This window comes from Streptomyces sp. SS8, from assembly GCF_054072955.1.
Genome location: NZ_JBSVCZ010000004.1, coordinates 202,108 through 228,791, shown reverse-complemented (window position 1 = coordinate 228,791; position 26,684 = coordinate 202,108). Strand labels below are relative to the sequence as shown.

The following is a 26,684-nucleotide window of genomic DNA, read 5'->3' as shown; positions in this document are numbered from 1 at the left end:
GAAACAGAAAGTAGTTGTGACACGGTGGACAGATTCACGGCCGTGGAGCGGGCCCTGCGCGATGCCGCTCCCCACGCACTGCTCGACGCGCTCCGCGCCTCACTGGCGCGGCACTTCGGAGCACTCACCGTGGACCTGCTGATGGCCGACTACGGAACGACCATACTCAAGCCTGTCGGTCCTCTTCCTTACCCGACGGAGCCCGTCCCGGTCCACTCCACCGAGCCCGGAAGGGCGTTCGCCTCCCAGCAGCCCCGGCTCTCCCCCGACGAGAGCGCCGGCGCCGTCACCGCGCACCTGCCGGTCACCGTCCGCGGCGACCGGCTGGGTGTGCTGTCGGTGACCCTCCCCGGCGAGGAGGCCTCGCCCGAGGCGCTGGGAGAACTGCGGCAGTTGTGCGAGGCACTCGGCCGGGAGATCCTCGTCGCCGATCACAGCACCGACGTCTATCTGAGGGCACGGCGGGCCGAGCGCCTCACCCTCGCCGCCGAGATGCAGTGGCAGCTGCTGCCCGGCCGCTCCTGCTCCGGCCCCGAGTACGAGCTCGGCGCCCAGCTCGAACCCGCCTACGCCGTCTTCGGGGACAACTTCGACTGGTCCGTCTCGGCCGACCACCTCACCGTGACCCTGACCGACGGGATGGGCGAGGGCGTCGACGCGGCGCTCCTGACCAACCTCGCCCTCAGCGCGCTGCGCAACGCCCGCCGGGCCGGGCTGGACCTGGTCGGCCAGGCGGTCCTGGCCGACCAGGCGGTCTACGGGCAGCACCGCGGGGCCGCCCATGTCTCCGTCCTGCTGCTGCGCATCCACCTGGCCACCGGGCGGCTGGAGGCCGTCGACGCAGGGTCGCCGCGCATCTGGCGGCTGCGCGGCGGCGTGGTGGAGCCGGTCGAGCTGGAGGCGCAGCTCCCGCTGGGGATGTTCGAGGACACCCCCTACGCCGTCCAGCACTTCCGGATCGAGGCCGGGGACCGGCTGCTGTTCGCCAGCGACGGGGTCTACGAGGTCGCCTCACCCTCGGGTGAGCGGTTCGGCGAGCGGGCCCTGGCACGCGCCATGACCAGCACCCGGCTCCTTCCCCCCTCCCAGGTGCCGGGGGCGGTCCTCGGCGAGCTCGCCCGGCACCGCGGCGAGCCGCCAGCGGACGACGACGCCATGGTCCTGTGCCTGGACTGGCACGGCAGGAGGAGCTGACCGGCCGGACACCCGCCGACTGCGCCCGGACCGCGCCCGGGAACCGCCGCGCCCTTTCCCACCCGTACGCCTCGTGCCGCCGGAGCCGTCCGCCTCCGCGCGGCGCGCCCGGCCGCGGCCCCGGCCCGGGTCACAAGTCGAGAACGCCGGTGTACACCGGGCCCCGCGGGGCAGACGGGGTCGTGGAGCAGAGTCGAGGACCGAGCGGAGGTGTTCGCCGACGTGCCGATACCGGCACCGAGCCGGTGTGTCCGGCGCGTCCCCTCCCGGGCAGCCGCTCCGGCGTCTGCCGGCTCACGCGGGTCCGCGACCGGTTTCCGGCCGTCGGCGCGCGCGACCGGTCCTCTCTCGCACGTCCCCGCCACGCCAGAGGTGGTCCCTCCGTGACCAGAAGCGAACACGCCCTCACCGAACGGGGGAACTCGGATCCCTTCGTCCACCCCGCGCTGTTCTACCGGAATCCCGGTGAGTACCTGGCCGGGGTGGGCGGGTTCGTCGCCGGCGCGCTGGATGCGGGCGACCCCGTTCTCGTCGCCGTCCCCGGCCCCCGGCTGGAGATGCTGCGCGACCACCTGGGGGACACCGCCTCGGCGGAACGTCTCACCCTGGTGGACATGACCGACTTCGGCCGCAACCCCGGCCGCATCCTCTCGGGCCTGCGCGACTTCGCCGACCGGCATCCGGGGCGGCCCGCCCGCATCGTCGGGGAGCCGATCTGGGCACGGCGATCCCCCGCCGAACTGGTGGAGGCCACCCGGCACGAGGCACTGATCAACGCGGCCTTCACCGGCCGCGCCGCGACCATCCTGTGCCCCTACGACGTCTCCGGGCTCCCCGAGCGTGTGTGCGCCGACGCCCGCCGCACCCATCCTGTGCTGTGGGAGGACGCCCGGGAGCGGCCCAGCCGGCACTACACCGATCCCCGCGCCCTCAGCGCCGAGTGCGACGCACTCCCGCTGGCTCCCCCGCCCGCGCGCACCCGCTCTCTGGCGTTCACCACCGGTGACCTCGGAGAGGTCCGCCACCACGCGGACACCTGGGCCGGTGCGACCGGGCTCGGCATGCCGCGGCGCGGCGACTTCGTCCTCGCCGTGGCGGAGGCCGCGGCCAACTCCATCGCCCACGGCGGCGGGCACGGCGCCCTGCGCCTGTGGTCCGACGGTCCCGCTTGCGTCGCCGAGATCCGCGACGGCGGGCATCTCGCCGATCCGCTGGCCGGCCGCCGCCGCCCGGCGCTGGACTCCGCCGACGGCGGGCGCGGGCTGTGGATGATGCACCAGCTGTGCGATCTGGTCGAGACCCGCGCCACGTCCGCCGGGCTGACCGTACGGCTGCGCATGGACCACTTCTAGGGTCTTCAGCAGGCTCCGCCCCTCTCCCCCGCCGCACGATGAACGTGCGGCACAGGTGGGCGCGGACGGCCTCCCCCGGCCTCCCCCGGCCTCGGCCCGGCCGCGATCCGTCCACGGCCGGGCGGTCGTGCGCTCCCCACTCCCGCCGCGGCGGACCCGCGCTCCGTCGCAAGGAGCGCTCCCGGAGACCGCTCCGGCGAATCCCGCAGCCCCCTCTGCCGTGACCTACGTCACCCTATATACCCCCGGGGGCATAAGGCGACCCCTGTTACGGTTGACCCAGTCATACCCCCCCGGGTATTCACCGTAGGCAAGCGAGCAGGAGTCCCCGCATGGTTCCCGAGATCGGCCGGCAGCGGTTCGCCGAGGCGCACGCGGCCGGCGCCCTCGTCGTCGACGTCCGCGACCGCGGCGAGTACCGCACCGGTCACGTCCCCGGCGCCCGGCCCGCGCCGCTCAGCCTGCTCCCGCTGAAGCCGGCCGAGCTGCCCAGGGACCGCCCGGTCTACGTGATCTGCCAGAGCGGCGGCCGCAGCACGCAGGCGACCGCACTGCTGCGCGGCGTGGGCTACGACGCCCACAGCGCCAGCGGCGGCACCGCGGCCTGGACCGACGCGGGCCGGCCCGTGGCCACAGGCGACGAGTCCGGCACCCCCGACACCACCGCCACCACCGAGGAGACCCGATGATCACCGTTCTGCCCATCGAGACCCCCGGCCTGGGCGACCGCACCTACCTCGCCCACGACGGCTCCACCGCGCTGGTGGTCGACCCGCAGCGCGACTACGACCGCGTCACGGCGCTGGCCGAGGCCGCGGGCGTGCGGATCACCCACGTCTTCGAGACCCACATCCACAACGACTACGTCACCGGCGGCCTGGCCCTGGCCCGGGAGACCGGCGCGCAGTACCTGGTCAACGCCGACGACGAGGTCTCCTACGAGCGCACCGGCGTCCGCGACGGCGACGTCGTCGAGGTCGGCACCATGCGGGTGCGGGTGATCCACACACCGGGCCACACCCACACCCACCTCTCCTTCGCGCTGGAGGCCGGCGGCGAGCAGATCGCGGTGTTCACCGGCGGATCGCTGCTGTACGGCTCCACCGGGCGTCCCGACCTGCTCGGCCCCGACCACACCGACACCCTGGTGCGGGCCCAGTGGCGCTCGGCGCACCGGCTGGCGAAGGAGCTGCCGGACTCCACCGCCGTCTACCCCACCCACGGTTTCGGCTCGTTCTGCTCCGCGACCCAGTCCGCGGGCCTGTCCAGCACCATCGGCGAGGAGAAGAGGACCAACACCGCCCTGACCGCCGACGAGGAGGCCTACGTCGAGCAGCTCCTGGCGGGCCTGGACGCCTACCCGGCCTACTACGCCCACATGGGCCCGGCCAACTCCCGCGGGCCCGGCAAGCCGGACCTGTCCGCGCCCTCCGTCGCCGACCCGGCCGAGCTGCGCCGCCGCATCGGGGCCGGCGAGTGGGTGGTCGACCTGCGCGACCGCACCGCCTTCGCCGCCGGGCATCTGGCCGGCAGCCTCAACTTCGGCCTGGACGGCCAGTTCATCACCTACCTGGGCTGGCTGATCCCGTGGGGCACCCCGGTCACCCTGCTCGGCGAGAGCGCCGAGGACGTGGCCGAGGCCCAGCGCGAGATGGTCCGCATCGGCATCGACCGCCCGGCCGCCATGGCCACCGGCGGCCCTGAGGACTGGGCCGGCGGCGAGCCCCTGGCCGCCTACGAGCGCGCCGGCTTCGAGGACCTCAAGGCCGCCCTGGACAAGAGCCGGGACGGCGGGGAGGAGTTCGTCGTCCTCGACGTGCGCCGCGACCAGGAGCGCGCCGAGGCGCACATCCCCGGCTCGGTGCACATTCCCGTTCACGAGGTGCCGGACCGCGTCGGGGAGATCCCCGCGGGCCGGGTCTGGGTGCACTGCGCCGGCGGCTACCGCGCGGGGGTCGTCGCCGCCCTGCTCGACGCCCGCGGCCGTGACGTGGTCGCCATCGACGACGGCTTCGACAACGCCCGCGACCTGGGCCTGTGCTCCGTCCCCGCTCAGACCCCCTGACCAGGGGCCCCCGAAGAACCCTGAACCCCCGGGGCCCCCGGGACCCCTCTGAACCAGCGAACACCGCAGGAGAGCAGTACATGACCACCTCCACCACTCCCCGCAGCCTGACCGCCGAGGAACTGCGCGCGAAGCTCGACTCGGAGCACCCGCCGCGGCTGCTCGACGTCCGCTCCCCCGCCGAGTTCGAGGCCGCGCACATCCCCGGCTCCTACAACGTCCCGCTGGACACCCTGCGCGAGCACCGCGAGGAGCTGACCGAGCACCTGGACACCGACGTGGTGCTGGTGTGCCGCTCCGGGCAGCGGGCCGGCCAGGCCGAGCGCGCCCTCGCCGAGGCCGGGCTGCCCGGGCTGAGCGTCCTGTCGGGAGGCATGACCTCCTGGGAGAAGTCCGGCGCCCCGACCAACTACGGCCAGGAGCGCTGGGACATGGAGCGCCAGGTCCGCCTGGTGGCCGGATCCCTCGTCCTGGTCGGCGCCCTCGGCAGCTTCGTGGTGCCCGGGCTGCAGGCCCTGTCCGCCTTCGTCGGCGGCGGCCTGGCCTTCGCCGCCATCAGCAACACCTGTGCCATGGGCGTGCTGCTGTCGAGGATGCCGTGGAACCGCACGCCGTCCTTCGACCCGCGCAAGGCCGTCGCGCAGCTCGCCGGCGGCAGGTGACCACCATGACGCTGACGCTCGTCCTGATCCTCGCGCTGCTGGTCGGCGTCTCCCTCGGGCTCCTCGGGGGAGGCGGGTCGATCCTGACCGTGCCGCTGCTGGTCTACGTCGCGGGCATGGACGCCAAGGAGGCCATCGCCACCTCCCTGTTCGTCGTCGGCGTCACCTCCGCCGTGGGCATGATCAACCATGCCCGCGGCGGGCGGGTCCGCTGGCGCACCGGTGTGCTGTTCGGAGCGGCAGGCATGGTCGGCGCCTACGCCGGCGGACTCATCGGCGGCAACATCCCCGACGTCGTCCTGCTGATCGCCTTCGCCGTCATGATGATCGTCACCGCCGCCGCCATGCTCCGGGGCCGCCGGGGCGTCGACCCCGGCAAGGCCCACAAGCAGCTCCCGGTGGGGCGGGTACTGCTGGACGGAGCGGCCGTCGGCCTGGCCACCGGCCTGGTCGGCGCGGGCGGGGGCTTCCTGGTCGTACCCGCCCTGGCCCTGCTGGGCGGACTGCCCATGCCGGTGGCCGTCGGTACCTCGCTGCTGGTCATCGCGATGAAGTCCGCCGCCGGGTTCGCCGGCTACCTCTCCACCGTCCAGATCGACTGGGCGCCGACCCTGGCCGTCACCGGCTCCGCGATCGCCGGCAGTCTCGCCGGGGCCAGGCTGGCCGGACGCGTCCCCGCGGACGTCCTCTCCCGGCTGTTCGCCTGGTTCGTGCTGGCCATGGGCACCTTCGTCCTGGTCCAGCAGGCCCCCGCCGACATACGTCTGCCGGTTCTCGCCACCGTCGCCTCGCTCGGCGCCGGAGCGGGTGTCTGCTACGGCTTCGTCGACCGCTGTCCGCTGCGGCGCGCCGTGCACGGCACCTGACCCCGGCCCCACCCCGGACCCGGTACCCCGGAGCGCCTCCCGTCAGCGCTCCGGGGTACCGGTGTACCGGTGTACCGGGACACTGGCACACCGGTGCCGCCCGTCGCACGGAAGGCACCGGAGCACAGGCGGAATGTTCCGCCCCATCCCGGTGTTGACTACCCCAGGGGGTATCAACCGCCACCACCTCGGTGAAACGGAAGGAACCACCATATGAGCACCGTCGCACTCACCGCCGCCGACTTCGAGAAGACCGTCACCGGCAACGACATCGTCCTGGTCGACTTCTGGGCCTCCTGGTGCGGCCCGTGCCGCATGTTCGCCCCGGTCTACGAGAAGGCATCCGAGACCAACCCCGACATCGTCTTCGGCAAGGTCGACACCGAGGCCGAGCAGGCTCTGGCGGCCGCCGCCGACATCACCTCCATCCCGACCCTGATGGCCTTCCGCGAGGGAGTCCTGGTCTTCGCCCAGCCCGGCGCGCTGCCGGCCCAGGCCCTGGACCAGGTGATCACCGCCGTCCGCGGACTCGACATGGACGAGGTGCACGCCTCCGTCGCCGCCCAGACCCCCGGTTCCGGCCAGAGCGACTGAGCCCGTCCGGCGCGGAACGAACGAAAGGATCGACCACCGTGGTCCAGCTTCCTCCCGAGAACGTGCGATCGGCCGTCAACCGACTCAAGCGCGCCCAGGGCCAGCTCGCCGGCGTCCTTCGCATGCTGGAGGAAGGACGCGACTGCGAGGACGTCGTCACCCAGCTCGCCGCGGTCAACCGCGCGCTGGACCGGGCGGGCTTCTCCATCGTGGCCAGCGGCCTCAAGCAGTGCATGGCACAGGAGGGCGGCGCGGACAGCCTCGACGCCCAGAAGATGGAGAAGCTCTTCCTCTCCCTGTCCTGAGGGCCGCGCGCCGGACGCTCCCGGCGGGCCCCGCCCGGAGCGTCCGGCGCGCGCCCGGTCACGTGCGCAGGTGCCGCGCCACGATCCGGGCGCTGGTGGTGAGGGGCACGGCGACCAGCATCCCGAGTACGCCCGCCACCACGCCTCCCGCCAGCACCACCACGAGCACCACCAGCGGCGGCAGGCGGACCACCCGGCCCAGTGCCAGCGGCGCGACGACCTGGCTCTCGACCTGCTGGACGACGGTGATGGCCAGCGCGGCCCACAGCGCCTGCCACGGGTCACCGCTCAGCAGTGCGATGAGGACGGCCAGCGCGCCTCCCACCAGGGGCCCGACGAAGGGCACCAGATTGGTCACCCCGGCGACCACGCCGACGAACAGCCAGTAGCGCAGCCCGACGGCCCACAGCGCCAGTGACGACGCGACCCCGACGAACGCGGCGACCAGCAACTGCCCCCGCAGATAGGCGCCGGTGGCCTCCACGCAGCGGGCGGCCACCCCGGTGATCTCCTCGCGCCGCCGGCCGGGGAGCAGTCCGGCCGCCCAGTTCCTGATCCGGGGCAGGTCGACGAGCGCGTAGAAGCCGATCACCACCCCCGCGAACGTCAGCACCAGGCCGAAGCCGACCGCCGCCGCCCCGGTGCCGACGCCGGACAGGAAGCCGGTGAGGGAGTCGCGGTTCTCCCGCCGCCGCAGCCACCGTGTGATCGCCTCGCCGTCGAGCCGCACCCGCACGTCCAGCCCCAGCCGCTCGGCCAGGGCGGCCAGTTCGCGCTCCAGCCCCTCCAGCGAGGTCGGCAGGCCGGCGAGCACGCCGGAGACCTGCTCCAGCAGCAGCGGGGCGATCAGCAGGGCCGGCACGGTGACGGTCACGGCCAGCGCGGCCGCCACCAGGACCGTGCCCGCCGCGCGGGGGAGACCCCGCCGTTCCAGCAGGCCCACCGCCGGAGCCAGCAGGTAGACGATCACCACCGCGACGATCACCGGCCACAGCAGCGGCGCCAGCGGCCTGAGCACCCGCAGCAGTCCCCAGACCAGAAGGGACAGCCCCAGCAGCGTCCAGACCACCACCCCGGCACGGACCCACCGGTCACCGGCCCGGCCGGGGGCGTGGCGCCACTCCGGAACGGAACGGGCCAAGGGTCACCGCCCTCCGTCGCGCGGAGCGCCGCCCAGGTCGTCGCGGTGCGTGGACCGCGCCAGCGGGGCTCCCGAGCGGTACGCGGAGTGGCCCACCGCGTACGCCGCGAACGGGGTGGTGACCAGTTGCAGCAGCACCCCGAGCCCGAGGACGACGGCCGTGAACACCCCGGGCATCAGCAGGAGGACGCCCAGCAGTACGCACACCACCCCCAGGGCCGCCGCCTTGGCCACCGCGTTGGCCCTGTTGTAGGCGTCGGGCAGGCGGACCAGGCCCAGCGCGGCGATGGCCACCAGGGCGGTGCCGGTGGTCGTGAGGACGTGGCCGAGCAGTTCCAGGACGGTCACGACGACCACCGCTCCAGCAGATGGGCCACGGCGACGGTGGCCAGGAAGCCGAGCAGCGTGGCGGCCAGCACCAGGATCAGCACCGCGGGGGTGTCCAGCCGCACCGCCAGCAGGGCGACGGCCGCCACGAACACCACGAAGGCGAGGTCCACCGCGACCACCCGGTCGGCGTCCGTGGGCCCGGCCGACATGCGCCACACGGCCACGGCCATGGTCACCGCGAGCACGCCGAGCAGGACCGCGGTCATCGTCATGGGTTCCCCTCCTGTCTCCTCGTCCCCCGCGCCGCCCGGGAGTCCGGGGGGCGCAGGGCCGTCAGCAGCCGGTCCTCCAGGTCGCCGAGGTCGCCGAGGAAGCGGTCGGCGTCGGCCGCGTGCATCCCGTGGACGAACAGGGTCGGCGGCTCCGTGCGCACTTCCAGCACGAGTGTCCCCGGCGTCAGCATGATCAGGTGCGCCAGCACGGTCGTCTCGGCCGTGGTACGGCAGCGCAGCCGCATCTCGACCACGGCGGGCGCCAGCCCGCTGCCCGGCGTCACGATCTCCCGGGCCACGGTCACGTTGGCGTGCAGGAACCGCACCCCGTAGTGGCCGAGGAAGGCCGCCACCCGTGCGCAGCGGACGGCCGCGCGGCGCAGCCGGCCCGCCGGCCGGGCGGTCATCGCGTCACCGCCCGTACGTAGGCGGAGGCGTCCAGCAGCCCGGCCGCCGCCTCCGTCGCCGCGGTGAGCAGCGGCTGCGCCGCGATGCCGAGCACCACCGACGGCACGGCGAGCACCATAGCGGGCACGGCGAGCGCCGGCCGGACGGTGGCACGGGCCATCAGCCGGAGGAGGGACTCCTCCCTGGACGGGTCCTCCCCGCCCCAGAAGGAACCGGCCCAGATCTTGACCATGGAGACCAGGGTGAGGAAGCTGACCCCGACGGCGACCCCGACGGCCAGGTGGTCGGCCTCGGCCGCGGCCGCGCCGACCAGGCCCAGCTTGGCGACGAATCCGGACAGCGGCGGCAGCCCTGCCAGGGAGAGCGCCGAGACCAGGAACGCGGAGGCGATCAGGGGCTCGCGGCGGGCGAGCGAGTCGACCCGGTCGGTGCCGTAGACCGTCTCCACGGCGCCCGCGCACATCAGCAGCGCGGCCTTCACCAGCACGTACTGCACCAGGAAGAAGACCGCGGCGGTGAGTCCGGCGAGGGTGAACAGTGCCAGGCCGAGCAGGATGTAGCCGATCTGGCTGACCATGTGGAACGTCAGGATGCTCCGCATCCCCCGTTCCCCGACGGCGCCCAGCACCCCCACCACCATGGTCAGCAGGGCCGCGGCCATGACCGTCCAGCGCAGCCCCGTCCCCTCGTGGACGACCGCGTAGACCCGGATGATCGCGTACACACCGACCTTGGTCAGCAGCCCGGAGAACAGCACGGTGACCGCGGGCGGGGCCTCGGGGTAGGTGCGCGGCAGCCAGCCGTGCAGCGGCACGACCGCCGCCTTGGCCGCCAGGGCGACGAGCACCGCGCCGGCGGCCAGGGCCACGGCGGTGCTCTGCCGGGCCGCCCCGGCCAGTTCCCCCAGGTTCACGGTGCCGGTGACCCCGTAGACCAGGCCGACGCCGCCGAGCAGGAGGGTGGAGGCCAGCAGGCTGGAGGTGAGGTAGATCCGTCCGGCGGCGGTCCGGGCGCGTCCGCCGCTCATCGTCAGCAGCGCGTACGAGGGCACGAGCATGACCTCGACGAAGACGAAGAGGTTGAACAGGTCCGCGGTCAGGAAGGCCCCGTACACCCCGGCCGAGAGGGTCATCGCCAGCGGGGCGAACCAGGGGCTCGCGTCGTCTCCGGTCCCGGCGGCGTAGGCGAGGCCGGCCAGCACCAGGGCGGCGCTGACGCACAGCATGAGCGTGCTGAGCGCGTCGGCGGCGAACACGATCGCGAAGCCGGGCGGCCATCCGCCCATGCTCAGGCTCCGGACCGTTCCGTCCAGGCTCCCGGCGAGCAGGACCGCGGACAGCGCCAGAATCCCGGCGCTGACCGCCGACGTGATCAGCCGGTGCACCCGCCGGTCACCGGGGTACGCCACGAGCACGCCGGCCGCCAGCAGCGGAACGGCCACCGGGAGGGCGAGCACCAGGCCGCTCACCGCGGGGGCTCCGCGGACTCGGCGGGCCCTGTGGGCCCGGTGCCGGAGCGGCTGCCGGAGCCGGCGAGGTGCTCGGCCCGGGCCAGGCCCAGCAGATACACGGTGATGCCGAAGGTGATGACGATGGCGGTGAGCACGAAGGCCTGCGGCAGCGGATCCGCCATCCCGGCCGGGTCGCCGTCGCCGATCAGCGGGGGTTCCCGGCGCTCCAGCCCCCCGGCCGCCAGCAGCAGTACGTTCGCCGCGTGGCCCAGCAGCACGAACCCGAACGTGACCCGGACCAGGCCGGGACGCAGCAGCAGGAAGAACCCTCCCGCCGTCAGGACGCCGACGGCGATCGCCGCGGTCACCGGCGCTCCCCCCGGCCGGCGCCGAGCCGGTCCACCACCGTGACCACCAGCCCGAGGACCATCAGGTAGACGGCGGCGTCGAACAGCAGCGGCGAGGACAGACCGCCACCGGGCACCGCAATGGTGAAGGGGGTCAGGAAGGGGTCGCCGAGCACCATGGCGGCCAGGCCCACCGCCGCGCCGAGCACCAGCCCCGCGGCCAGCAGCGGCCGGGGGCTCAGCCACCGCGTGCCGGTGCGGCCGGCCAGGTAGCCGAAGGCGACCGCCGTGCCCGCGACGAGTGCGGCGCTGAAACCCCCGCCCGGCTCGTAGTGCCCGCGCAGGAACAGGTACGCCGACAGCCCCGCGATGCCCGGGAGCAGCAGACGGTGGGCCGGGCCGAGCACCCGGCCGTACGGCGCCCGCGGCCCGTCGGCCGCCCCGTCCGGCTGCCCGGGCAGCAGCAGGAGCAGGCCGAGCGCGGCGGCGGCCAGCACGCTCGCCTCGCCGAGGGTGTCCAGGCCGCGGAAGTCCACCAGGATCGTGTTGACCACGTTGCGCCCGCCGGTCTCCGGTTCAGCGGCCTCGAGGAAGTACGCGCCCGCGGGCGACAGTTCCCGCCCTCCGGTCAGCGCCAGTGTGCCCAGCGCGGCGACGAGCCCGGCCGCCCCGGCCAGTGCCGCCGCGGCCGCGCTGCGGCGGGGCCGCGGGAACCGGGTGGACAGGTCGCTCAGGACGAACGCCGCGGTCATCGCGGTCAGCACCTCCACCAGGAGCAGCGTCAGCGCCACGTCCGGCGCCCCGGCCAGCAGGAACCACAGGGCCACGATCAGTCCGACCGCTCCCAGCAGCGACACGGCGGCCAGCGCCGACCGCGTCCGCACCAGGGCGGCCACCGCGATCGCCAGCAGCGCGAGCACACCCCAGTCCACCGGGTCCGACGGCGCCCCGGCTCGGATCCCCGGCCCGTCGGCCGCGAACACCCCCACGCAGCCGAGGACCACCAGGGCGGCCGCGGGGCGGGCCAGGTACGCCGCCGTGGAGTCGCTGCGGTCGGGCCGTCCCACCACCGCGCCCGCGCCCAGTACGGCCGAGTGGACCCGGTCGAAGACGGCCGCGCCGTCCGGCCGCGGCAGCCGCTGCAGCATCCGGTCCACCCGGTCGCGCGCCGAGAACAGCACCAGGCCGCTGGCGATCGTGAGGGCGGACAGGAACAGTTCGGGACTGAGCCCGTGCCAGAAGGCGAAGTACGGCGGCACGGCCCATGGTTCGGCGTTCAGGACGGCCTGGCGCATCAGCGGGTCGAGGACGGACACCGCGGGGCCGAGCACCGCCCCGGCGACCGCCGCCACCGCGGCCGGGGCGATGAACGCCCAGGAGGGTTCGTGCAGTTGCCGCTGCAGCATGGGCCCGGCGAAAGCGCCGTAGAAGATCCGCATGCCGTAGGCGAAGGTCAGCGCCGAGGCGGTGACCGCGAGCGCCGCGGCCACCACCCCGGCGCCGGGGAAGACGTCCGCCCCCGCGAACCCCTGGAAGAGCGACTCCTTGCTGACGAAACCGATCATCGGCAGGACTCCGGCCATCGACAGTCCGGCCAGACCGGCCAGTGTGGCGGTGACCGGCATGATCCGCATCAGGCCGGACAGCTCCCGGATGTCGCGGCTGCCGGCCTGCCGGTCGATGACGCCGACGATCATGAAGAGGGTGGCCTTGAACAGCGCGTGCGCGAAGGTGTGCAGGATGGCGGCGGCCAGTGCGACGGTCGTCCCCACCCCGATGGCGGCGACCAGCAGGCCGAGCTGGCTGACCGTGGAGTGGGCGAGCAGGGCCTTGAGGTCGTGCTCGCGCAGCGCCTGGGCGGCGCCCAGTACGGCGGTGAGCAGCCCGACCCCCATCAGGCAGACGCTCCACCCGGTCTGCCCGGAGTACAGCGCGGAGAACCGCAGCAGCAGGTAGATGCCGGCCTTCACCATGGTGGCCGCGTGCAGGTAGGCGCTCACCGGTGTGATCGCCACCATGGCTCCGGGCAGCCAGAACTGGAACGGAACCTGCGCCGACTTGGTGAAGGCCGCGAGGATGAGCAGGGTCGCGATGGCGGGTGACAGCGGGGAGTCGAGCACCTCCTCCCGCGCCCTCAGCACGGTGGCCAGGTCGGTGCTGCCCGCGGCGATGCCCAGCAGCACCATCGCCACCAGCAGGGCCAGTCCCCCCATGCCCGTCACCAGCAGGGCGCGCACCGCCGGTCTGGCCGCCCTGGCTCCGCCGGTCCCGATCAGGAAGAAGGAGGCGACCGTGGTCATCTCCCAGAACACGAACAGCAGCAGCAGGTCGCCGGCGAGGACCAGGCCCAGCATCGCGCCGCCGAAGAGGGTGAGCAGGAGGTAGGTCCTGCCGTGCCTTCCGCCGGCGGTCAGGTAGCGGGGGCAGTACGCCATGATCAGCGCGCCGACTCCCAGGACCAGCAGGCAGAACAGGGTGGCCAGCCCGTCCATGCGGAGCGTGAAGGAGATCTCGGGGGAATCGGTCCAGGCTTGGGAGAAGGTGACCGCGCCGCCGTCCAGCGCCGTCGAGGCCGCCGGGGCGAGCACCGCCGCCACGACGAGGAAGCCGACCGCGAGCACATAGCCCGTGTCGCGCCCCAGGCGGCGGTCCAGGACGGGCGAGAGCAGCGCCAGTACGCCCATCGCGAGCAGCGCGGCGACCAGCGCACCCCCCTCGCCGCTCATCGCCCGGACGCACCGCGGCGCCCGCCGGTCACCAGGACCGGTACCGATCCGTCGCGCAGCAGTTCCTGGGCCACGTTGCCCAGCAGCCGCTTGGACAGCCCTCGGCCGTGCCTGCCCACGACCACCACGTCGATGTCGTTCTCATCGGCGAACCGCGCCAGCGCGGCCGCGGGCGGGCCCGCCAGGATCTCGCACTCGGTCACCCGCCCGCCGGCCTCCTCCGCCACGGCACTGAGGCGTTCCTTGGCCGCCACGATCCTCCCCTGCCAGTCGAGTTCCGCCGCGTCGTAGTCCACGACCTGCGCGGCCACCAGCGTCTGCGTGTACGGCCCGAGCAGGCTGACCGCGAGTCCGAGCGCCGCCTCGGACTCCGGCGACCCGTCCACGCCGACCAGCACCCTCAGCCGGCCGGGGCCGCGGGGCCCCGCCTCGGTCCGCGCGACCGTCGTCGGCCGGCGCTGGACGCGCTCGCCGGCGACCAGGGCCAGAACGGGGCCGAAGACGACGCCCATGAGCAGCCAGCCCGGACCGCCGTGCCCCCGGCGGGCCAGCCACCAGGCGGCCAGGAGCCCGGCCGCGACCCATACGACGACGGCGATCAGCACAAACCAGAGGTCACCCATACAGACCCTTTTGCCGGATTCAGGCAGGTTTTGGGAAGATTGTGCCATCCAAGGTCAGATGATCCGGCGACGACACCCGCGGGAGCTTCGATGAGGCAGTGGCACGTACGCGACCTGATGACCGCCGACGTGGTCTCGGTGCGCGAGGACGCCCGGTACCGGGAGATCCTCGACGCACTGGACCGCAACCGCGTCAGCGCCCTCCCGGTCGTCGACGCGGAGGACCGGGTGGTCGGCGTGGTCTCCGAGGCCGACCTGCTGCGGGCCGAGGGAGACCCCGGGGACAGGCCGCGCTCCCTGCTCCCCCGGCTCCCGCGCCCCCCGCGCCCTCCGGACCGGACCGGGACCGCACGGGAGCTGATGACCGCGCCGGCGGTGACGGTCGGACCGGACGAGCCGGTGGCACAGGCCGCCAGACTGATCGAGGGCAGGGGAGTCAAACGGCTGCCGGTCGTCGACGGCGAGCGGCGACTGCTCGGCATCGTCTCGCGCCGCGACCTGATGCGGATGCACGTGCGCCCGGACGCCGACATCCGCGCGGACATCGTGGACGGGGTGCTCAAACACACACTGTGGATCGCCCCGTCCCAGGTGGACGTCCACGTCGGCGACGGCGTGGCCGAACTGCGCGGCCGGGTCGACCGGCGCACCACGGCCGCCTTCGCCGTGCGCCTGACCGAACAGGTCCCCGGCGTGATGAGGGTGGTGGACCACCTCACCTGGGACGAGGACGGCCCCACGCCGCCGGGGGTGGTCGTGCACCTTCCCTAGCCGGTGAGAGGCGGCGGACGGCGCGGCACCCTCGGCCCCGCACCGCCCGCCGCTCACACCAGCTGCCGCCGAAGCCGTTTGTCGACGGCGACCGCGAGGGAGGCGAGCAGCGCGACACCGAGGGTCCGCAGCCACGCCGTCCCGCTGATCGGGGCCGTGTGGAACAGCCGGTTCATGGCCGGCAGATACGTGATGGCGAGCTGGCCGGCCGTCTGGGCGAGCACTCCCCAGATGATCCACCGGTTGCCGAACACCCCGACGCTCCACATGGAGCGGGTGAGCGAACGGCAGCTGAACAGGTAGAACAACTCGACGGCGACCACCAGATTGACCGCGGCGGTACGCGCCTCGGCCAGGTCCGCGCCCTCCGCCCGTTCCCAGGTGAACAGCCACCAGGCCCCGCCGACGATCAGCGCGGAGACCAGCAGGACACGCAGGGCCAGCCCCGTCGTCAGCAGGGGCCTGCCGGGATCACGGGGCGGCCGCCGCATGATCCCCTCCTCCTTCGGCTCGAAGGCGAGCATCAGCCCGAGCGCGACGGCGGTGGTCATGTTGATCCACAGGATCTGGGTGGGCAGGACCGGCAGCGTGGCACCGGACACGATCGCCACCAGGACGAGCATCCCCTGGCCCAGGCTCGTCGGGAGCACCCACACGATGAACTTGACGAGGTTGTCGAAGACGCCGCGGCCCTCCTCGACCGCGGCCTCGATGGTGGCGAAGTCGTCGTCGGTGAGCACCATGTCGGCGGCGTCCTTGGCCACCTCGGTGCCACCCCGGCCCATGGCGACGCCGATGTTCGCCTGCCGCAGCGCCGGGGCGTCGTTGACCCCGTCCCCGGTCATGGCCACCACCTGGCCCCGTGCCTGGAGCGCCTCGACCAGCCGGAGCTTCTGTTCCGGGGACACCCGGGCGAACACCCGGGCCCGCTCCACCGCGTCCGGGTACTCCCCCGCAGGCAGCGCGTCCAGATCGGCCCCGGTGAGCACCTCCCCCTCGCGCCGCCCGGTCAGCAGGCCGATCCGGTCGGCGACGGCGGTGGCGGTGGCCGCGTGGTCGCCCGTGATCATCTTGACCCCGATCCCGGCCGTGCGGCACGCCCGCACCGCGTCGACCGCGGCGGCGCGGGGTGGGTCGAGCATGGCCTGCAACCCGGTGAGCACCATGGAGTCCGGCGGCGCCCCCTGCCCGAAGCCCTCCGGCTCCGCTCCCGCCAGCTCCGCGGTCGCCAGGACCCGCAGCCCCCGGCCGGCCAGCTCGCCGGCGGCGCGCAGGACCGCCTCGCGGTCCAGCGGCCGGACGGCGCCGTCCGCGCCCATCGAGGCCGAGCACAGCTCCACGACCTGTTCGACGGCCCCCTTGACCAGCAGGAGGTGGCCGCCCGCCGCCTCGTCCCGGTGCACAGTGGCCATGTACCGCCGCTCGGAGCTGAAGGGGACGGTGCCGACGCGGGGGAACGCCGAGGTGACGTCCGGCCCCAAGCCCCCCTTGGCCGCCGCGGTCAGCAGCGCGCCCTCGGTGGGGTCGCCCGTCAGGCTCCAGTGTCCCTCCCCGCCGGTCTCCGCGGCCCCGCCGGCGAGGACGGCGTCGTTGCACAGGGCCCCGGCCAGCAGACACCGGTACAGCGCCCGGTCCGACACCACGGGGACGGCGCCGCCGTCTCCGCGCCGGAACTCACCGTCCGGGACGTACCCCGAACCGCTCACGGAGAACTCGCCGTCCGGCGTCCACACCGCCCGCACCGTCATCTGGTTCTCGGTCAGCGTCCCCGTCTTGTCCGAGCAGATGACGGTGGTGCCGCCGAGCGTCTCCACCGCCGGCAGCCTGCGGATCACCGCCCTTCGGCGCGCCATCCGCGACACGCCGATGGCCAGAGTGATCGTGACCACCGCGGGCAGCCCTTCGGGAATGGCCCCGACCGCCAGGGCCACCGCCGCGGTGAACGTACCCGGCGCACCCTGCCCGCGGGCCAGGCCGATCACGAAGGTCACCGCCGCCAGCACCAGGATGACCACCGTCAGCGCCCTGCTGAACCTGGCGAGCTTCTCCGTCAGCGGCGTGGCCAGCACCTTCGCGGAGCCCACCAGGCGGTGGATCTCCCCCAGCTCCGTGCCGGCCCCGGTGGCCACCGCGACCCCCGCCCCGCGCCCGGCCGTCACCAGCGTGCCGGAGTGGAGCGTGTTGCGCCGGTCGGCGACCGGCGTCAGCGGATCCAGCAGCACCTCGTCCTTGGCGACGGGGACGGACTCGCCGGTCAGCGCCGACTCGTCCACCCGCAGCTCCACCGCCCGCAGCAGACGTACATCGGCCGGCACCTTGTCGCCGGCCTCCACCAGCACCAGGTCCCCGGGGACGAGATCCCCCGAGGGCACCGCGCGCTCACGCCCGTCCCGCACCACCCTGGCCGTGGTGCGCACCATCGACCGCAGGCTGTCCAGCGCGGCCTCGGCCTTCGACTCCTGCACGAAGCCGACGAACGCGTTGACCAGCACGACCGCGAAGATCACCGCGGAGTCCACGGACTCGCCCAGCGCGGCGGTGACCGCGCCCGCGGCGATCAGGATGTAGATCAGCGGATGGTGGAACTGGCGCAGGGCGCGCAGCAGCGGCCCGCCGCGCGCCGCGGCGGGAAGCGTGTTGGGTCCGAAGCGGTCCAGCCGCCGCGCCGCCTCGTCCCCCGCCAGACCCCGGTCGGGGTCGGTCTCCAGCAGCAGCACGACCTCGTGGACGGGCAGCCCGTGGTGGGCCTCCCCCGCGCGCAGGGCGGAGGCCGCGGGGGAATCCGGGCGGCGCGGCACCGTCTCAGCCCTTCCGGTCGGCCCCGGAGGCCCGGACCACGGCGACGGGGCAGTGCGCGTGGTGCAGGGCGGCCTGGCTGACCGAGCCCAGCAGCAGACCGGAGAAGCCGCCCCGGCCGCGTGCCCCGACCACCAGCAGCTGGGCGCTGCCGCTGGCCTCGATCAGCGCCTGGCGGGCACCCCCCTGGACCAGCTGCCGGTGCACGGTGACGTCGGGGTACTTCGCCTGCCAGCCCGACAGCGCCTCGGCCATCACCCGCTCCTCCTCGTCCCGGAGCATGTCCACGTCGTAGACCAGGGGCAGCGGCTCGGCGGGACCGCCGGAGACCGGACCGGTCCAGTTGTTCCAGGTGTGCAGCGCGACCAGGGCCGCGCCCCGCGCCGACGCCTCGGCGAACGCGAACCCGACGGCGGCCTCGCCGGAGGCCGAGCCGTCCACGCCCAGCAGCACGTGGCCCGTCGGGTCCGGCCTGCCGCGCACCACCAGGACCGGGCAGTGACTGTGCGCGGACAGGTGCACGGCGGTGGAGCCCAGCAGCAGACCGGTGAAACCGCCCAGACCACGGCTGCCGACCACGACCAGCGACGCGGCCTGCGAGCGGGCCTCCAGCACCGTCAGCGCCTCGCCGACGACGACCTCGCCCTCGACCTCGATTCCGGCCTCCGTCTCACGCGCGTGCTCGACCGCCTGCGCCACCAGCCGGTCGGCCATGTTGCGCAGCCCGCCCTCGGGCGGGCCCATCGGGGACGGTCCCAGCGGGACGTGCAGGACCGGCCACAGAAACGCGTGCACCACCCGCAGTTCCACACCGCGCAGCCGGGCCTCGTGTGCCGCGGCGGCCACCGCGTCCAGGCTCGACGGCGAGCCGTCCACTCCCACCACGACCGGTCCGTTCATCTTCTTCCCTCTTCCAGCTCCGTGCGGGAGCCGCGGCCGTGTCCATGCCGCTCGCTCCACTTCTCCGCACCGTGTTCCGTTGTGCACTGATCATTCTGATCTTCTCCCATGCTCCTCCATAGGGCCGCACGGCCGGGGAAACAGGGGCCACAGGTCCTTCGTTCCGCCCGGGAGCCGTTCGACGGCCGTCCGGCGGTCACCTGGCAACCGCTTGGCACATTTTTTTGTGAACAGTAGCCCCCGAGGCCATCCGTCCGTACGACGCGGGGGTGACCTGGAGCACATCCGCCGCGATACTGATCTTCTCGCCCCTTCCCGTCCGCCCGCCGTCCCTCTCCCGCCCCGGCGTCCGCCGTTCCCCCTCCGGAGGTAGTCATGAAGATGCTGATCAACGTGCCGGAGACGGTGGTGGCCGACGCCCTGCGCGGCATGGCCGCCGCCCATCCGGAGCTGACGGTCGACGTGGACAACCGGGTGGTGGTGCGCCGGGACGCGCCGGTCGCGGACAAGGTGGGGCTGGTCTCCGGCGGCGGGTCGGGGCACGAGCCGCTGCACGGCGGGTTCGTCGGCCCCGGGATGCTGGACGCCGCCTGTCCGGGCGAGGTGTTCACCTCCCCCGTCCCGGACCAGATGGCACGGGCGGCGGCCGCCGTGGACAGCGGCCGGGGTGTGCTGTTCGTGGTGAAGAACTACACCGGCGACGTGCTGAACTTCGACATGGCCGCCGAGCTGGCCGAGGACGAGGGCGTGCAGGTCGCCAGGGTGCTGGTCGACGACGACGTGGCGGTGGTCGACAGCACCTACACCGCCGGGCGGCGCGGCACCGGCGCCACGCTGTTCGTGGAGAAGCTGGCGGGCGCGGCGGCCGAGGCGGGAGCGCCGCTGGAGCGGGTGGAGGCGGTGGCCCGGCAGGTGGTGGAGTCCTCCCGCAGCTTCGGCGTCGCGCTGAGCGCCTGCACGACTCCGGCACGGGGCGTGCCCACCTTCGACCTGCCGCCCGGCGAGCTGGAGCTGGGCATCGGCATCCACGGGGAGCCGGGCCGCGAGCGGCGGGGGATGATGACCTCCGGCGAGATCGCGGACACGGCGGTGGACGCGGTGCTGGACGACCTGCGCCCGGACCGTCCCGTACTGGCGCTGGTCAACGGCATGGGCGGCACCCCGCTGCTGGAGCTGTACGGCTTCGCCGCCGAGGTCCACCGGGTGCTCGGCGAGCGCCGCGTGGCCGTGGCCCGCACCCTCGTCGGCAGCTACGTCACCTCGCTCGACATGGCGGGCTGCTCCGTCACCCTGTGCCAGGCGGACGAGGAGCTGCTGCGGCTGTGGGACGCGCCGGTGCGCACCCCCGCCCTGCGCTGGGGCGTGTGACCTTGGCCGGCCGGGCAGGGAAACGGAGGCGGCCACCGCAGGCGCCACCCGCAGACGGCCGCAGACAGCCCGTAGACAGCCCGCAGACAAGGAGACCGTGGTGACCGTCGCACTGGACGCCGAATTCTTCCGCCGATGGATGTCCGCGGTCTCGGCCGCCGTGGACCGGGAGGCGGACCGGCTGACCGAGCTGGACTCCGCCATCGGCGACGCCGACCACGGCGCCAACATGCGGCGCGGCCTGACCGCCGCGGTCGCCGCGCTGAGGGAGGAGGCCCCCTCCTCCCCCGGCGCGGTGCTCACTCTCGCCGGGCGCCGGCTGATCTCCACCGTCGGCGGTGCCTCGGGCCCGCTGTACGGGACACTGCTGCGCCGCGCGGGCAAGGCGCTGGGCGACCGGGAGAGCGTGGAACCGGAGCAGTTGCGGGAGGCGCTGCGCACCGGGGTGGAGGCGGTGGCGCAGCTGGGTTCCGCGGCGCGGGGCGACAAGACGATGCTGGACGCGCTGTATCCGGCCGTCGAGGCGATGGGCGGTTCGGGCGGCGACTTCGAGGCGGCGCGCAGGGCCGCCGAGGAGGGGGCCGCGGCCACCGTGCCGATGCGGGCGCGCAGGGGCCGGGCCAGTTATCTGGGCGAGCGCAGCGTCGGGCACCAGGACCCCGGCGCCACCTCCTCGGCGCTGTTCTTCGCCGCGCTCGCCGACACCGCGGGCACCGTCGCGACCGGGGAGCCGGCATGAGCGCGGCGAGCGGCCGGGTCGGCGTCGTACTGGTCTCGCACAGCAGGCAGGTGGCCGAGTCCGTCGCCCAGATGGCGCTCGGGCTGGCGGGCGGCGCCGACGTCCCCGTGGCGCCCGCCGGCGGCGCCGGGGACGGCGGGCTGGGCACCAGTTCGGAGCTGATCACCGAGGCGGCCCGCCGGGTCGACCGGGGCGCGGGGGTGGCGGTGCTGGCGGACCTGGGCAGCGCGGTGCTGACGGTGCGCACGCTTCTCGCGGAGGAGGACGAACTGCCCCCGGGCACACGTCTGGTGGACGCGCCCTTCGTCGAGGGCGCGGTCGCGGCCGTGGTCACCGCCTCCACCGGAGCGGACCTGGACGCGGTCGCGGCGGCCGCGACGGAGGCGTACGGCTACCGCAAGACCTGAACCGGTCCCGTACCGCCACCGCCCGGGGCGCGTATCAGCGTTCCGCGGCGGAGGCCGGCAGCCGGGCCCACACCGACCAGCCGCAGCCGTGTGCCTCCCGGATTCCCCATGCCTCGCTGACGGCCTCGACCAGCATCAGCCCCCTGCCGTGTTCCTCTCCCGGCGGGCGCGCCCGGGACGCGGAGCCGGCGGGCGGGCCCGGGCGGCGGCCGCGCACCTCCAGGCGCAGCGGCACCCCCTCCCCGGCCGCGGCGCCCCGCTCCTCCCGCAGTTCGCACACCACCGTGCCGCTGCCGGTGTGCACCACCGCGTTGGTGAACAGCTCCGAGACCACCAGGGCCGCCGTGTCGCGGCCCGCCTCGTCCGCGCCCCACCCGGCCAGCAGACCGCGCACGAGGCGGCGCGCCCTCGCCACCGACCCGGCGCGCGCCGGCAGGGCGAACTCCGCTCTGCGCGGCGGGGGCCGGTCTCCGGCTGTCACGGCCGGGCGGCCGGCCCCGCCCGGCGGGACGACCGGTTCCAGCGGTGGGGGGAGGAGGCGGTCGTGGAGCGTGCAGCACGCCCTGGACCGCGTCGAGGTGAACCGTGTCACACCGCCACTATGCTCATCGCGCGGGACAGTTGGCAAGGGCCACTGTGAAGAATGCAGAGTTGCCGGTACAGGGTGTTCGCTCCGTCAGCTCCGTGGCACACTGCGGGACATGGCCAGGACATCCGGAGGAGCAGGCGATGAGTGAGCCCCGGTCCGCACCGACCGTGGGCCAGCTCGTGCTGGGCAGGCGGCTCCAGGACCTGCGCGAGAAGGCGGGACTGAGGCGCGAGGAGGCCGCGAAGGTCCTCCATGTCGCCTCCGCCACCATCCGCAGGATGGAGACGGCCGAGGTCGCGCTGAAGATCCCCTACGTCCGTCTGCTGCTGGAGGCCTACGGGGTCGCCGGCCGCGACGCCGAGACCTTCGTCGCGCTGGCCGAGGAGGCCAACAGGCCCGGCTGGTGGCAGCGGTTCCGCGATGTGCTGCCGGACTGGTTCAGCGTCCACGTCAGCCTGGAGAGTTCCGCCCGGGTGATCCGGGCCTACGAGCCGCATGTCGTCCCGGGCCTGCTTCAGACCGAGGAGTACGCCCGGCACATCCTGCGCAAGGGCGCGGTCGGCCGGGCCGTCAAGGGCGAGGTGGAACGGCACGTGGCACTGCGCATGGAGCGCCAGCGCCTGCTCACCCGCGCGGACGCCCCGCGTCTGTGGGTCCTGGTGGAGGAGACGGCGCTGCGCCGTCCCGTCGGGCCGCCGCAGGTCATGCGGGCCCAGGCCGACCGGCTGCTGGAGGAGGCGGAGCGGCCGAACGTCACCCTGCAGATCACCGAGTTCTCCTCCGGTTTCCATCCGGGCACCTACGGGCCGTTCGTCCTGTTCCGCTTCGGGCTCCCCGAGCTCCCGGACATGGTCTACGTGGAGTACCTCACCGGCGCCGTCTACCTGGACGAGCGCACCGAGGTCGCCTCCCACCTCGAACTCCTGGACCGCATGTCGGCCCAGGCGGCAACGGCGCGACGTACGAAGGAGATCCTCCGGGATTTCCGCAGGGAGCTCTGAGATGGACCGCATATACAACGGCATGCGCGCCAGCGACCTCGGCACCGAGGGCTGGCACAGGCCGTGGAGCGGCGGCAACGGCGGCAACTGCCTGGAGGCGAGGAGGCTGCCGGACGGCCGGGTCGCCATCCGCCAGTCCACCGATCCGGACGGTCCCGCGCTGATCTACACCCCCGGTGAGATCGGCGCCTTCGTCCAGGGCGCCAAGGCGGGAGAGGCGGACTTCCTCCTCTCCTGAACCCGCGGGCCCCCGGCCGGCCGGCTCCAGGCCCGCCCGCCGTCCGGGGGCCCGCACACCCGGTCCGCCCGGCCCGCCCGATCCACCCGCCCACTCACCCAGACGTAAGGACACACCACATGGCCGACGACATGAGCTGGACACGGAGCCGGTCGGCCCGGGAGCCGGTCGAGATAGACACCTCCGTCCCCAGCATCGCCCGCGTCTACGACGCCATCCTCGGGGGCAAGGACAACTACCCGGTGGACCAGGAGATCGCCGAGCAGGTCGCCCGGGCCTTCCCCGACGGGGGCGAGGGCGCCCGCACCAACCGCAGACTGCTGGTGCGGGCGGTGCGCCACATGGCCCGCCAGGGCATCGACCAGTTCCTGGACATCGGCTCCGGCCTTCCCACCGCGCAGAACACCCACCAGGTGGCCCAGGAGGTCAACCCCGGGGCGAAGGTCGTCTACGTCGACAACGACCCCATCGTCCTCGCCCACGGCCGCGCGTTACTGGAGGACGACGACCGCACCGTCGTCGCCACCGCCGACATACGCGAGCCCGATGTCCTGCTCGGCCACCCCGACGTGACCGGCATGCTGGATCCGGACCGCCCGGTGGGGCTGATCCTCAACGCCGTGGTCCACCACCTCCTCGACGAGGAGGACCCCGACGGACTGGTGGAGACCTACAAGCGGTGGCTGGGGCCGGGCGGCTACCTGCTGCTCACCCACTTCTGCTCCTCGACCCCCGAGTCCCGCGGTCTGGAGTCGGTGCTGCGGCAGGCCCTGGGCCGGGGTCAGTTGCGGAGCATGGCGCGCATCGCCGCCTTCTTCGAGGGTCTGGAGATGGTCGAGCCCGGCGTGGTCTATCTGCCGTACTGGCAGCCCGACGAGCCGGTGAAGGCCCCGCTGGACATCGCCGGCCTGCTGGTGGCCGGCGGCCTGGGCCGCAAGCCGGGCCGGTAGCCGCCGGCCTCACCGCTGTTCCGGTCCCGCGTCCGTACGGTGCGCCGAGGCGTACGGACGCGCGCCGCGGGCCCCGCCGCTTCCCCCCCACGAGCGGCGGGGCCCGCGTATGCCCGCCCCCAGTGCTTGGCACACTTTTCCGAGACCCCTCGTGGCGCCGCCCCGGTCCGTGCGGGAATGCCCGGGGCGGATGAGTACGGCTACTCAGGCGCGGCCGGGTGCGCCCGGCGAGGATGGGTCCGCCGCCCTTGCCCACGTCCGGCGTCGAGCGTCCGGTGTCCGGCGGACGCACCGACAACCGCGCAGGAGTATCCAGAGGAGCCCGCCGTGCTCAGCACCGTCGCCCGTACCGTCGTCCCCGCTCTCGGCCGCCTGCGGGTCACCTCCGACCCCGGCGCCGAGCTCGCGCCCGGAAGCATCGTCGCCGCCAACCACACTTCCCTGGTCGACCCCGGCGTGGTCCTGGCCGCCCTGCACCGCCTGGACACCCGGCCCGTGGTGCTGGCCACCGCCGGGCTGTGGCGGATACCGGGTCTGCGCCAGGCCCTCGTCCGCGACGGGCACGTGCCGGTGCACCGGGGCACCGAGCGGGCCGCCGCCTCGCTGGAGGGCGCCGCCGACGCGCTCGCGGCGGGCCGGATCGTGCTCATCTACGGCGAGGGCGGTCTGCCGCGCCGCGCGGACTCCGGCGAGGCCGAGCCCGGCCCGTTCCGCAGCGGGCTGGCCCGGCTGGCGCTGGCCACCGGCGCCCCGGTGGTGCCTCTCGGACAGGCCGGCTCGCGCCGGATCAGCTCCGGGTCCACCGCCAAGCAGGTCGCCGGGTTCGTCACCGCCCCGCTGCGCCGCCCCGGCGTGCACGTCCACGTCGGCGAGCCGGTCCGGCTGTCGGGCGACGTGGTCACGGCCACCGCCCGCGCCCGCCGGGCGGTCGTCGCCGCCTGGCGGGTCGCGGCGGAGCGGGCCGGCCACCCCGTCCGCTCCCGCGGGGACTTCTCGGCGACCGCCTGAACCACTCCGCCCGCCTCAGCGGGGACGGGGCCCGGCCAGTTCGTCCGGCAGTCCCGGCCCGGGCCGGGGGATCTCGCCGTAGTCCTCGTCGTCCCCGTCGACGCGCAGCCGGTTGACCACCGCCTCCACCGCGGCCGGCAGCCGGGGGTGCCGGCCGCGGTGGCACTGGCTGAGCAGGTCCCGGCGGATGGCGTCCGGCAGCAGGAATCCGTGCGGGCCGGGCATGCCGGCCGTGCTCCGGGAAGCGCGGACGGCGGTACGGGCGCTCCCCAGCAGGGCGGCCTGCCGGCGCCAGTAGTCGGCGTCGCGGAACTCCCCCAGGCGCCGGTGGTGGAGGCAGAGGCAGAAGGCCGCGGTGCGGCTGCCTCCTCCGGCCGCGAACTGCCACCAGAACTGGGCCGCGTCCCGGTGGCCGACCAGATGGAGCAGGCAGGCGAAGACCAGCGCGCCCTCGGGCTCGGTGCGCCGGTGGTCGACCAGCCGCGCCAGGCTCCCGGCCGCCCCGGGCGAACCCACCACCAGGGAAATGGCCAGATCCAGGTCGTGGGCGGCCTGTTCGTGGACGGTGCGATAGCGCCATCCGGTGTCCGGGTTCGCCGGCGGCCGCGCGGAGGGCGGGCCGGCGGCGACGGCACGGGCGATGCGCTCCCGCGCGGCGGCCGGGTCGTAGTCGTCGTACTCGCCACCGAGGACCTCCGCTCCCTCCAGCAGCGCGTCGATCCTGCGGTGCTCCCCGGTGCCGCGCACGTTACCGCTCCCCCGTCCCGTGGTCCCTTTTCCGGCCCAGTCCGGCCGCCAGTTTCCGCTTGGCGTGCCGCATCTGCGCGCGTACGGCGACCGTACCGCAGCCCAGGTACTCGGCCACGTCCTCCTCCGGGCATCCCAGTACATAGCGCAGGACGACGATGTCGTGCTGCCGTTCGGGCAGTTCGGCGATGGCCGTGTACAGGCACAGCCCGTTCTCCAGGGCGGTGAAACCGTCCGCCGCGCCCGGTCCGTCCGGTCCGTCCGCCTCGTCCAGCAGTTCGTCCAGCAGCCGGCCGCGGCAGGCTGCCTCGAAGGCCGCGGTCTCCGCCAGGGCCGGGGACCGGCCGCCGCGGTCCAGCCACTCCCGGATCCGCTCCTTGAGCACCGTCCAGGCGTGGGCCGGGACGGATTCCTGTTCCAGTACGTGGTTCCAGTCGCTCAGCAGCTGGGCGCAGGCGGCCTCCACCACAGCCTCCGCACCGGTACGGCTGCCCACCTGGGTGCGGGCGTACCTCAGCCACATCCGGTGGTGGTACTCGTGGAAGGCGTCGAAGGTCAGGGTCATCCGCCGGTGGGGGGCGGGGCGTTGTGGGGGGTTGGCGTCCACGTCGACGGGGACGTTGTCAGGGGTGTTCACCGCGTGTCTTCCCGGCTCCGTGTGGGTGCTCGTCGGGTCGTCGGTCGCGGGCGTCCCGCCCCGCGGGCGCCCGGGCACTCCCCGGTGGAGGCGACCGCCGGCGCGAGGGGACGGGACCTCGCCCGCCAAGCCAATCGGATCGTGGGCATCGTCGGACAGTGGTTTTCCCAAAAAATGAGCCCAGCGTAATAGTGTGAT

General features: G+C 74.2%; 29 protein-coding genes. 16 read left to right on the top strand and 13 right to left on the bottom strand.

Annotated features, from left to right (window positions below; genetic code table 11):
- Positions 1-24 precede the first annotated feature (24 nt).
- The 8 genes from ACW69E_RS06345 to ACW69E_RS06310 all read left to right on the top strand — a co-directional run bounded on the left by ACW69E_RS06345 (position 25) and on the right by ACW69E_RS06310 (position 7,038).
- Positions 25-1,194: a PP2C family protein-serine/threonine phosphatase gene (locus tag ACW69E_RS06345; protein WP_457497185.1), complete on the top strand. Its 1,170-nt coding sequence runs from the start codon at positions 25-27 to the stop codon at positions 1,192-1,194.
- Between the two features lie 383 nt (positions 1,195-1,577).
- Positions 1,578-2,546 carry an anti-sigma factor RsbA family regulatory protein gene (locus ACW69E_RS06340; RefSeq protein WP_457497184.1) on the top strand — a complete coding sequence of 323 codons (969 nt, stop codon included), beginning with the start codon at positions 1,578-1,580 and terminating at the stop codon, positions 2,544-2,546.
- A 332-nt stretch (positions 2,547-2,878) separates the two neighbouring features.
- Positions 2,879-3,235, top strand: a complete 357-nt coding sequence (locus ACW69E_RS06335; protein WP_457497183.1) for a rhodanese-like domain-containing protein — start codon at positions 2,879-2,881, stop codon at positions 3,233-3,235.
- Positions 3,232-4,611, top strand: a complete 1,380-nt coding sequence (locus tag ACW69E_RS06330) for an MBL fold metallo-hydrolase (protein ID WP_457497182.1) — start codon at positions 3,232-3,234, stop codon at positions 4,609-4,611. Before ACW69E_RS06335 ends, ACW69E_RS06330 begins: the two co-directional genes overlap by 4 nt.
- An 80-nt stretch (positions 4,612-4,691) precedes the next feature.
- Positions 4,692-5,273, top strand: a complete 582-nt coding sequence (locus ACW69E_RS06325) for a rhodanese-like domain-containing protein (protein WP_457497181.1) — start codon at positions 4,692-4,694, stop codon at positions 5,271-5,273.
- Positions 5,274-5,278: 5 nt separating this feature from the next.
- Positions 5,279-6,139, top strand: coding sequence for a sulfite exporter TauE/SafE family protein (locus tag ACW69E_RS06320; protein WP_457497180.1), 861 nt, complete (start codon positions 5,279-5,281; stop codon positions 6,137-6,139).
- Positions 6,140-6,352: 213 nt separating this feature from the next.
- Entirely contained in the window at positions 6,353-6,733 is a 381-nt protein-coding gene (gene trxA / locus ACW69E_RS06315; RefSeq protein WP_457497179.1) for a thioredoxin, read from the top strand.
- A 38-nt stretch (positions 6,734-6,771) separates the two neighbouring features.
- Positions 6,772-7,038: a metal-sensitive transcriptional regulator gene (locus tag ACW69E_RS06310; protein WP_101255927.1), complete on the top strand. Its 267-nt coding sequence runs from the start codon at positions 6,772-6,774 to the stop codon at positions 7,036-7,038.
- A gap of 58 nt (positions 7,039-7,096) precedes the next feature.
- Here the strand turns inward: ACW69E_RS06310 and ACW69E_RS06305 are convergent, their stop codons facing one another.
- From ACW69E_RS06305 to ACW69E_RS06270, 8 genes are read right to left on the bottom strand one after another with little or no spacing between them, the layout of a single operon-like run.
- Positions 7,097-8,179, bottom strand: a complete 1,083-nt coding sequence (locus tag ACW69E_RS06305) for an AI-2E family transporter (RefSeq protein ID WP_457497178.1) — start codon at positions 8,177-8,179, stop codon at positions 7,097-7,099.
- A gap of 3 nt (positions 8,180-8,182) precedes the next feature.
- The gene (locus ACW69E_RS06300; RefSeq protein ID WP_457497177.1) at positions 8,183-8,536 is read right to left on the bottom strand and encodes a monovalent cation/H(+) antiporter subunit G; all 354 of its coding nucleotides are present in this window, start codon (positions 8,534-8,536) and stop codon (positions 8,183-8,185) included.
- A complete protein-coding gene (locus ACW69E_RS06295; protein ID WP_457497176.1) occupies positions 8,524-8,781 on the bottom strand; it encodes a monovalent cation/H+ antiporter complex subunit F in 258 nt (85 codons plus the stop codon). Before ACW69E_RS06295 ends, ACW69E_RS06300 begins: the two co-directional genes overlap by 13 nt.
- Positions 8,778-9,188: a Na+/H+ antiporter subunit E gene (locus tag ACW69E_RS06290; protein ID WP_457497175.1), complete on the bottom strand. Its 411-nt coding sequence runs from the start codon at positions 9,186-9,188 to the stop codon at positions 8,778-8,780. The genes ACW69E_RS06295 and ACW69E_RS06290 overlap by 4 nt, the downstream gene beginning before the upstream one ends.
- Positions 9,185-10,657 (bottom strand): monovalent cation/H+ antiporter subunit D family protein, encoded by a 1,473-nt coding sequence (locus tag ACW69E_RS06285; protein WP_457497174.1) that lies wholly within the window; start codon positions 10,655-10,657, stop codon positions 9,185-9,187. The genes ACW69E_RS06290 and ACW69E_RS06285 overlap by 4 nt, the downstream gene beginning before the upstream one ends.
- A complete protein-coding gene (locus tag ACW69E_RS06280; RefSeq protein WP_457497173.1) occupies positions 10,654-11,007 on the bottom strand; it encodes a sodium:proton antiporter in 354 nt (117 codons plus the stop codon). The genes ACW69E_RS06285 and ACW69E_RS06280 overlap by 4 nt, the downstream gene beginning before the upstream one ends.
- On the bottom strand, positions 11,004-13,712 hold the full coding sequence (gene mbhE, locus ACW69E_RS06275) for a hydrogen gas-evolving membrane-bound hydrogenase subunit E (RefSeq protein WP_457497172.1): 2,709 nt from the start codon (positions 13,710-13,712) through the stop codon (positions 11,004-11,006). The genes ACW69E_RS06280 and mbhE overlap by 4 nt, the downstream gene beginning before the upstream one ends.
- Positions 13,709-14,335: a universal stress protein gene (locus tag ACW69E_RS06270; RefSeq protein ID WP_457497171.1), complete on the bottom strand. Its 627-nt coding sequence runs from the start codon at positions 14,333-14,335 to the stop codon at positions 13,709-13,711. Before ACW69E_RS06270 ends, mbhE begins: the two co-directional genes overlap by 4 nt.
- Before the next feature lie 90 nt (positions 14,336-14,425).
- On the opposite strand from ACW69E_RS06270, the gene ACW69E_RS06265 reads away from it, so the two are divergent.
- On the top strand, positions 14,426-15,106 hold the full coding sequence (locus ACW69E_RS06265; RefSeq protein ID WP_457497170.1) for a CBS domain-containing protein: 681 nt from the start codon (positions 14,426-14,428) through the stop codon (positions 15,104-15,106).
- A 53-nt stretch (positions 15,107-15,159) separates the two neighbouring features.
- On the opposite strand, the gene ACW69E_RS06260 is transcribed toward ACW69E_RS06265, so the two are convergent.
- Both ACW69E_RS06260 and ACW69E_RS06255 read right to left on the bottom strand, forming a co-directional pair.
- Positions 15,160-17,904: an HAD-IC family P-type ATPase gene (locus ACW69E_RS06260; RefSeq protein ID WP_457497169.1), complete on the bottom strand. Its 2,745-nt coding sequence runs from the start codon at positions 17,902-17,904 to the stop codon at positions 15,160-15,162.
- 4 nt (positions 17,905-17,908) lie between these two features.
- Positions 17,909-18,802 carry a universal stress protein gene (locus ACW69E_RS06255; RefSeq protein ID WP_457497168.1) on the bottom strand — a complete coding sequence of 298 codons (894 nt, stop codon included), beginning with the start codon at positions 18,800-18,802 and terminating at the stop codon, positions 17,909-17,911.
- Positions 18,803-19,177: 375 nt separating this feature from the next.
- Between ACW69E_RS06255 and dhaK the strand changes: the two genes are divergently transcribed.
- From dhaK to dhaM, 3 genes are all read left to right on the top strand, one after another.
- Positions 19,178-20,170: a dihydroxyacetone kinase subunit DhaK gene (gene dhaK, locus ACW69E_RS06250; protein ID WP_457497167.1), complete on the top strand. Its 993-nt coding sequence runs from the start codon at positions 19,178-19,180 to the stop codon at positions 20,168-20,170.
- Between the two features lie 139 nt (positions 20,171-20,309).
- Positions 20,310-20,909: a dihydroxyacetone kinase subunit DhaL gene (dhaL, locus tag ACW69E_RS06245; RefSeq protein WP_457497229.1), complete on the top strand. Its 600-nt coding sequence runs from the start codon at positions 20,310-20,312 to the stop codon at positions 20,907-20,909.
- Entirely contained in the window at positions 20,906-21,316 is a 411-nt protein-coding gene (gene dhaM / locus ACW69E_RS06240) for a dihydroxyacetone kinase phosphoryl donor subunit DhaM (RefSeq protein WP_457497166.1), read from the top strand. Before dhaL ends, dhaM begins: the two co-directional genes overlap by 4 nt.
- A gap of 34 nt (positions 21,317-21,350) precedes the next feature.
- Here the strand turns inward: dhaM and ACW69E_RS06235 are convergent, their stop codons facing one another.
- Entirely contained in the window at positions 21,351-21,908 is a 558-nt protein-coding gene (locus ACW69E_RS06235; protein WP_457497165.1) for an ATP-binding protein, read from the bottom strand.
- Positions 21,909-22,045: 137 nt separating this feature from the next.
- Here ACW69E_RS06235 and ACW69E_RS06230 point away from each other — a divergent pair, with 137 nt between their 5' ends.
- The 4 genes from ACW69E_RS06230 (at position 22,046) to ACW69E_RS06215 (ending at position 25,102) form a co-directional block, all read left to right on the top strand.
- Positions 22,046-22,906, top strand: a complete 861-nt coding sequence (locus tag ACW69E_RS06230) for a helix-turn-helix domain-containing protein (RefSeq protein WP_457497164.1) — start codon at positions 22,046-22,048, stop codon at positions 22,904-22,906.
- A 1-nt stretch (position 22,907) separates the two neighbouring features.
- Positions 22,908-23,144 carry a DUF397 domain-containing protein gene (locus ACW69E_RS06225; RefSeq protein WP_457497163.1) on the top strand — a complete coding sequence of 79 codons (237 nt, stop codon included), beginning with the start codon at positions 22,908-22,910 and terminating at the stop codon, positions 23,142-23,144.
- Between the two features lie 119 nt (positions 23,145-23,263).
- Positions 23,264-24,094, top strand: coding sequence for an SAM-dependent methyltransferase (locus ACW69E_RS06220; RefSeq protein ID WP_457497162.1), 831 nt, complete (start codon positions 23,264-23,266; stop codon positions 24,092-24,094).
- A gap of 327 nt (positions 24,095-24,421) precedes the next feature.
- The gene (locus ACW69E_RS06215; protein WP_457497161.1) at positions 24,422-25,102 is read left to right on the top strand and encodes a lysophospholipid acyltransferase family protein; all 681 of its coding nucleotides are present in this window, start codon (positions 24,422-24,424) and stop codon (positions 25,100-25,102) included.
- 15 nt (positions 25,103-25,117) lie between these two features.
- On the opposite strand, the gene ACW69E_RS06210 is transcribed toward ACW69E_RS06215, so the two are convergent.
- Both ACW69E_RS06210 and ACW69E_RS06205 read right to left on the bottom strand, forming a co-directional pair.
- Positions 25,118-25,849 carry a hypothetical protein gene (locus tag ACW69E_RS06210; RefSeq protein ID WP_457497160.1) on the bottom strand — a complete coding sequence of 244 codons (732 nt, stop codon included), beginning with the start codon at positions 25,847-25,849 and terminating at the stop codon, positions 25,118-25,120.
- Position 25,850: 1 nt separating this feature from the next.
- Positions 25,851-26,486, bottom strand: a complete 636-nt coding sequence (locus ACW69E_RS06205; protein ID WP_457497159.1) for an RNA polymerase sigma factor — start codon at positions 26,484-26,486, stop codon at positions 25,851-25,853.
- Positions 26,487-26,684: the final 198 nt, after the last annotated feature.

Excerpts from the sequence above, each read along its gene's own strand:
- ACW69E_RS06255 (WP_457497168.1), bottom strand. The coding sequence starts at position 18,802 with ATGAACGGACCGGTCGTGGTGGGAGTGGACGGCTCGCCGTCGAGCCTG.
- ACW69E_RS06220 (WP_457497162.1), top strand. The coding sequence starts at position 23,264 with ATGGCCGACGACATGAGCTGGACACGGAGCCGGTCGGCCCGGGAGCCG.
- ACW69E_RS06325 (WP_457497181.1), top strand. The coding sequence starts at position 4,692 with ATGACCACCTCCACCACTCCCCGCAGCCTGACCGCCGAGGAACTGCGC.
- ACW69E_RS06320 (WP_457497180.1), top strand. The coding sequence starts at position 5,279 with ATGACGCTGACGCTCGTCCTGATCCTCGCGCTGCTGGTCGGCGTCTCC.
- ACW69E_RS06290 (WP_457497175.1), bottom strand. The coding sequence starts at position 9,188 with ATGACCGCCCGGCCGGCGGGCCGGCTGCGCCGCGCGGCCGTCCGCTGC.
- ACW69E_RS06295 (WP_457497176.1), bottom strand. The coding sequence starts at position 8,781 with ATGACGATGACCGCGGTCCTGCTCGGCGTGCTCGCGGTGACCATGGCC.
- ACW69E_RS06270 (WP_457497171.1), bottom strand. The coding sequence starts at position 14,335 with ATGGGTGACCTCTGGTTTGTGCTGATCGCCGTCGTCGTATGGGTCGCG.
- dhaL (WP_457497229.1), top strand. The coding sequence starts at position 20,310 with ATGTCCGCGGTCTCGGCCGCCGTGGACCGGGAGGCGGACCGGCTGACC.
- dhaK (WP_457497167.1), top strand. The coding sequence starts at position 19,178 with ATGAAGATGCTGATCAACGTGCCGGAGACGGTGGTGGCCGACGCCCTG.
- ACW69E_RS06330 (WP_457497182.1), top strand. The coding sequence starts at position 3,232 with ATGATCACCGTTCTGCCCATCGAGACCCCCGGCCTGGGCGACCGCACC.
- dhaM (WP_457497166.1), top strand. The coding sequence starts at position 20,906 with ATGAGCGCGGCGAGCGGCCGGGTCGGCGTCGTACTGGTCTCGCACAGC.
- ACW69E_RS06230 (WP_457497164.1), top strand. The coding sequence starts at position 22,046 with ATGAGTGAGCCCCGGTCCGCACCGACCGTGGGCCAGCTCGTGCTGGGC.
- mbhE (WP_457497172.1), bottom strand. The coding sequence starts at position 13,712 with ATGAGCGGCGAGGGGGGTGCGCTGGTCGCCGCGCTGCTCGCGATGGGC.
- ACW69E_RS06265 (WP_457497170.1), top strand. The coding sequence starts at position 14,426 with ATGAGGCAGTGGCACGTACGCGACCTGATGACCGCCGACGTGGTCTCG.
- ACW69E_RS06335 (WP_457497183.1), top strand. The coding sequence starts at position 2,879 with ATGGTTCCCGAGATCGGCCGGCAGCGGTTCGCCGAGGCGCACGCGGCC.
- ACW69E_RS06225 (WP_457497163.1), top strand. The coding sequence starts at position 22,908 with ATGGACCGCATATACAACGGCATGCGCGCCAGCGACCTCGGCACCGAG.
- trxA (WP_457497179.1), top strand. The coding sequence starts at position 6,353 with ATGAGCACCGTCGCACTCACCGCCGCCGACTTCGAGAAGACCGTCACC.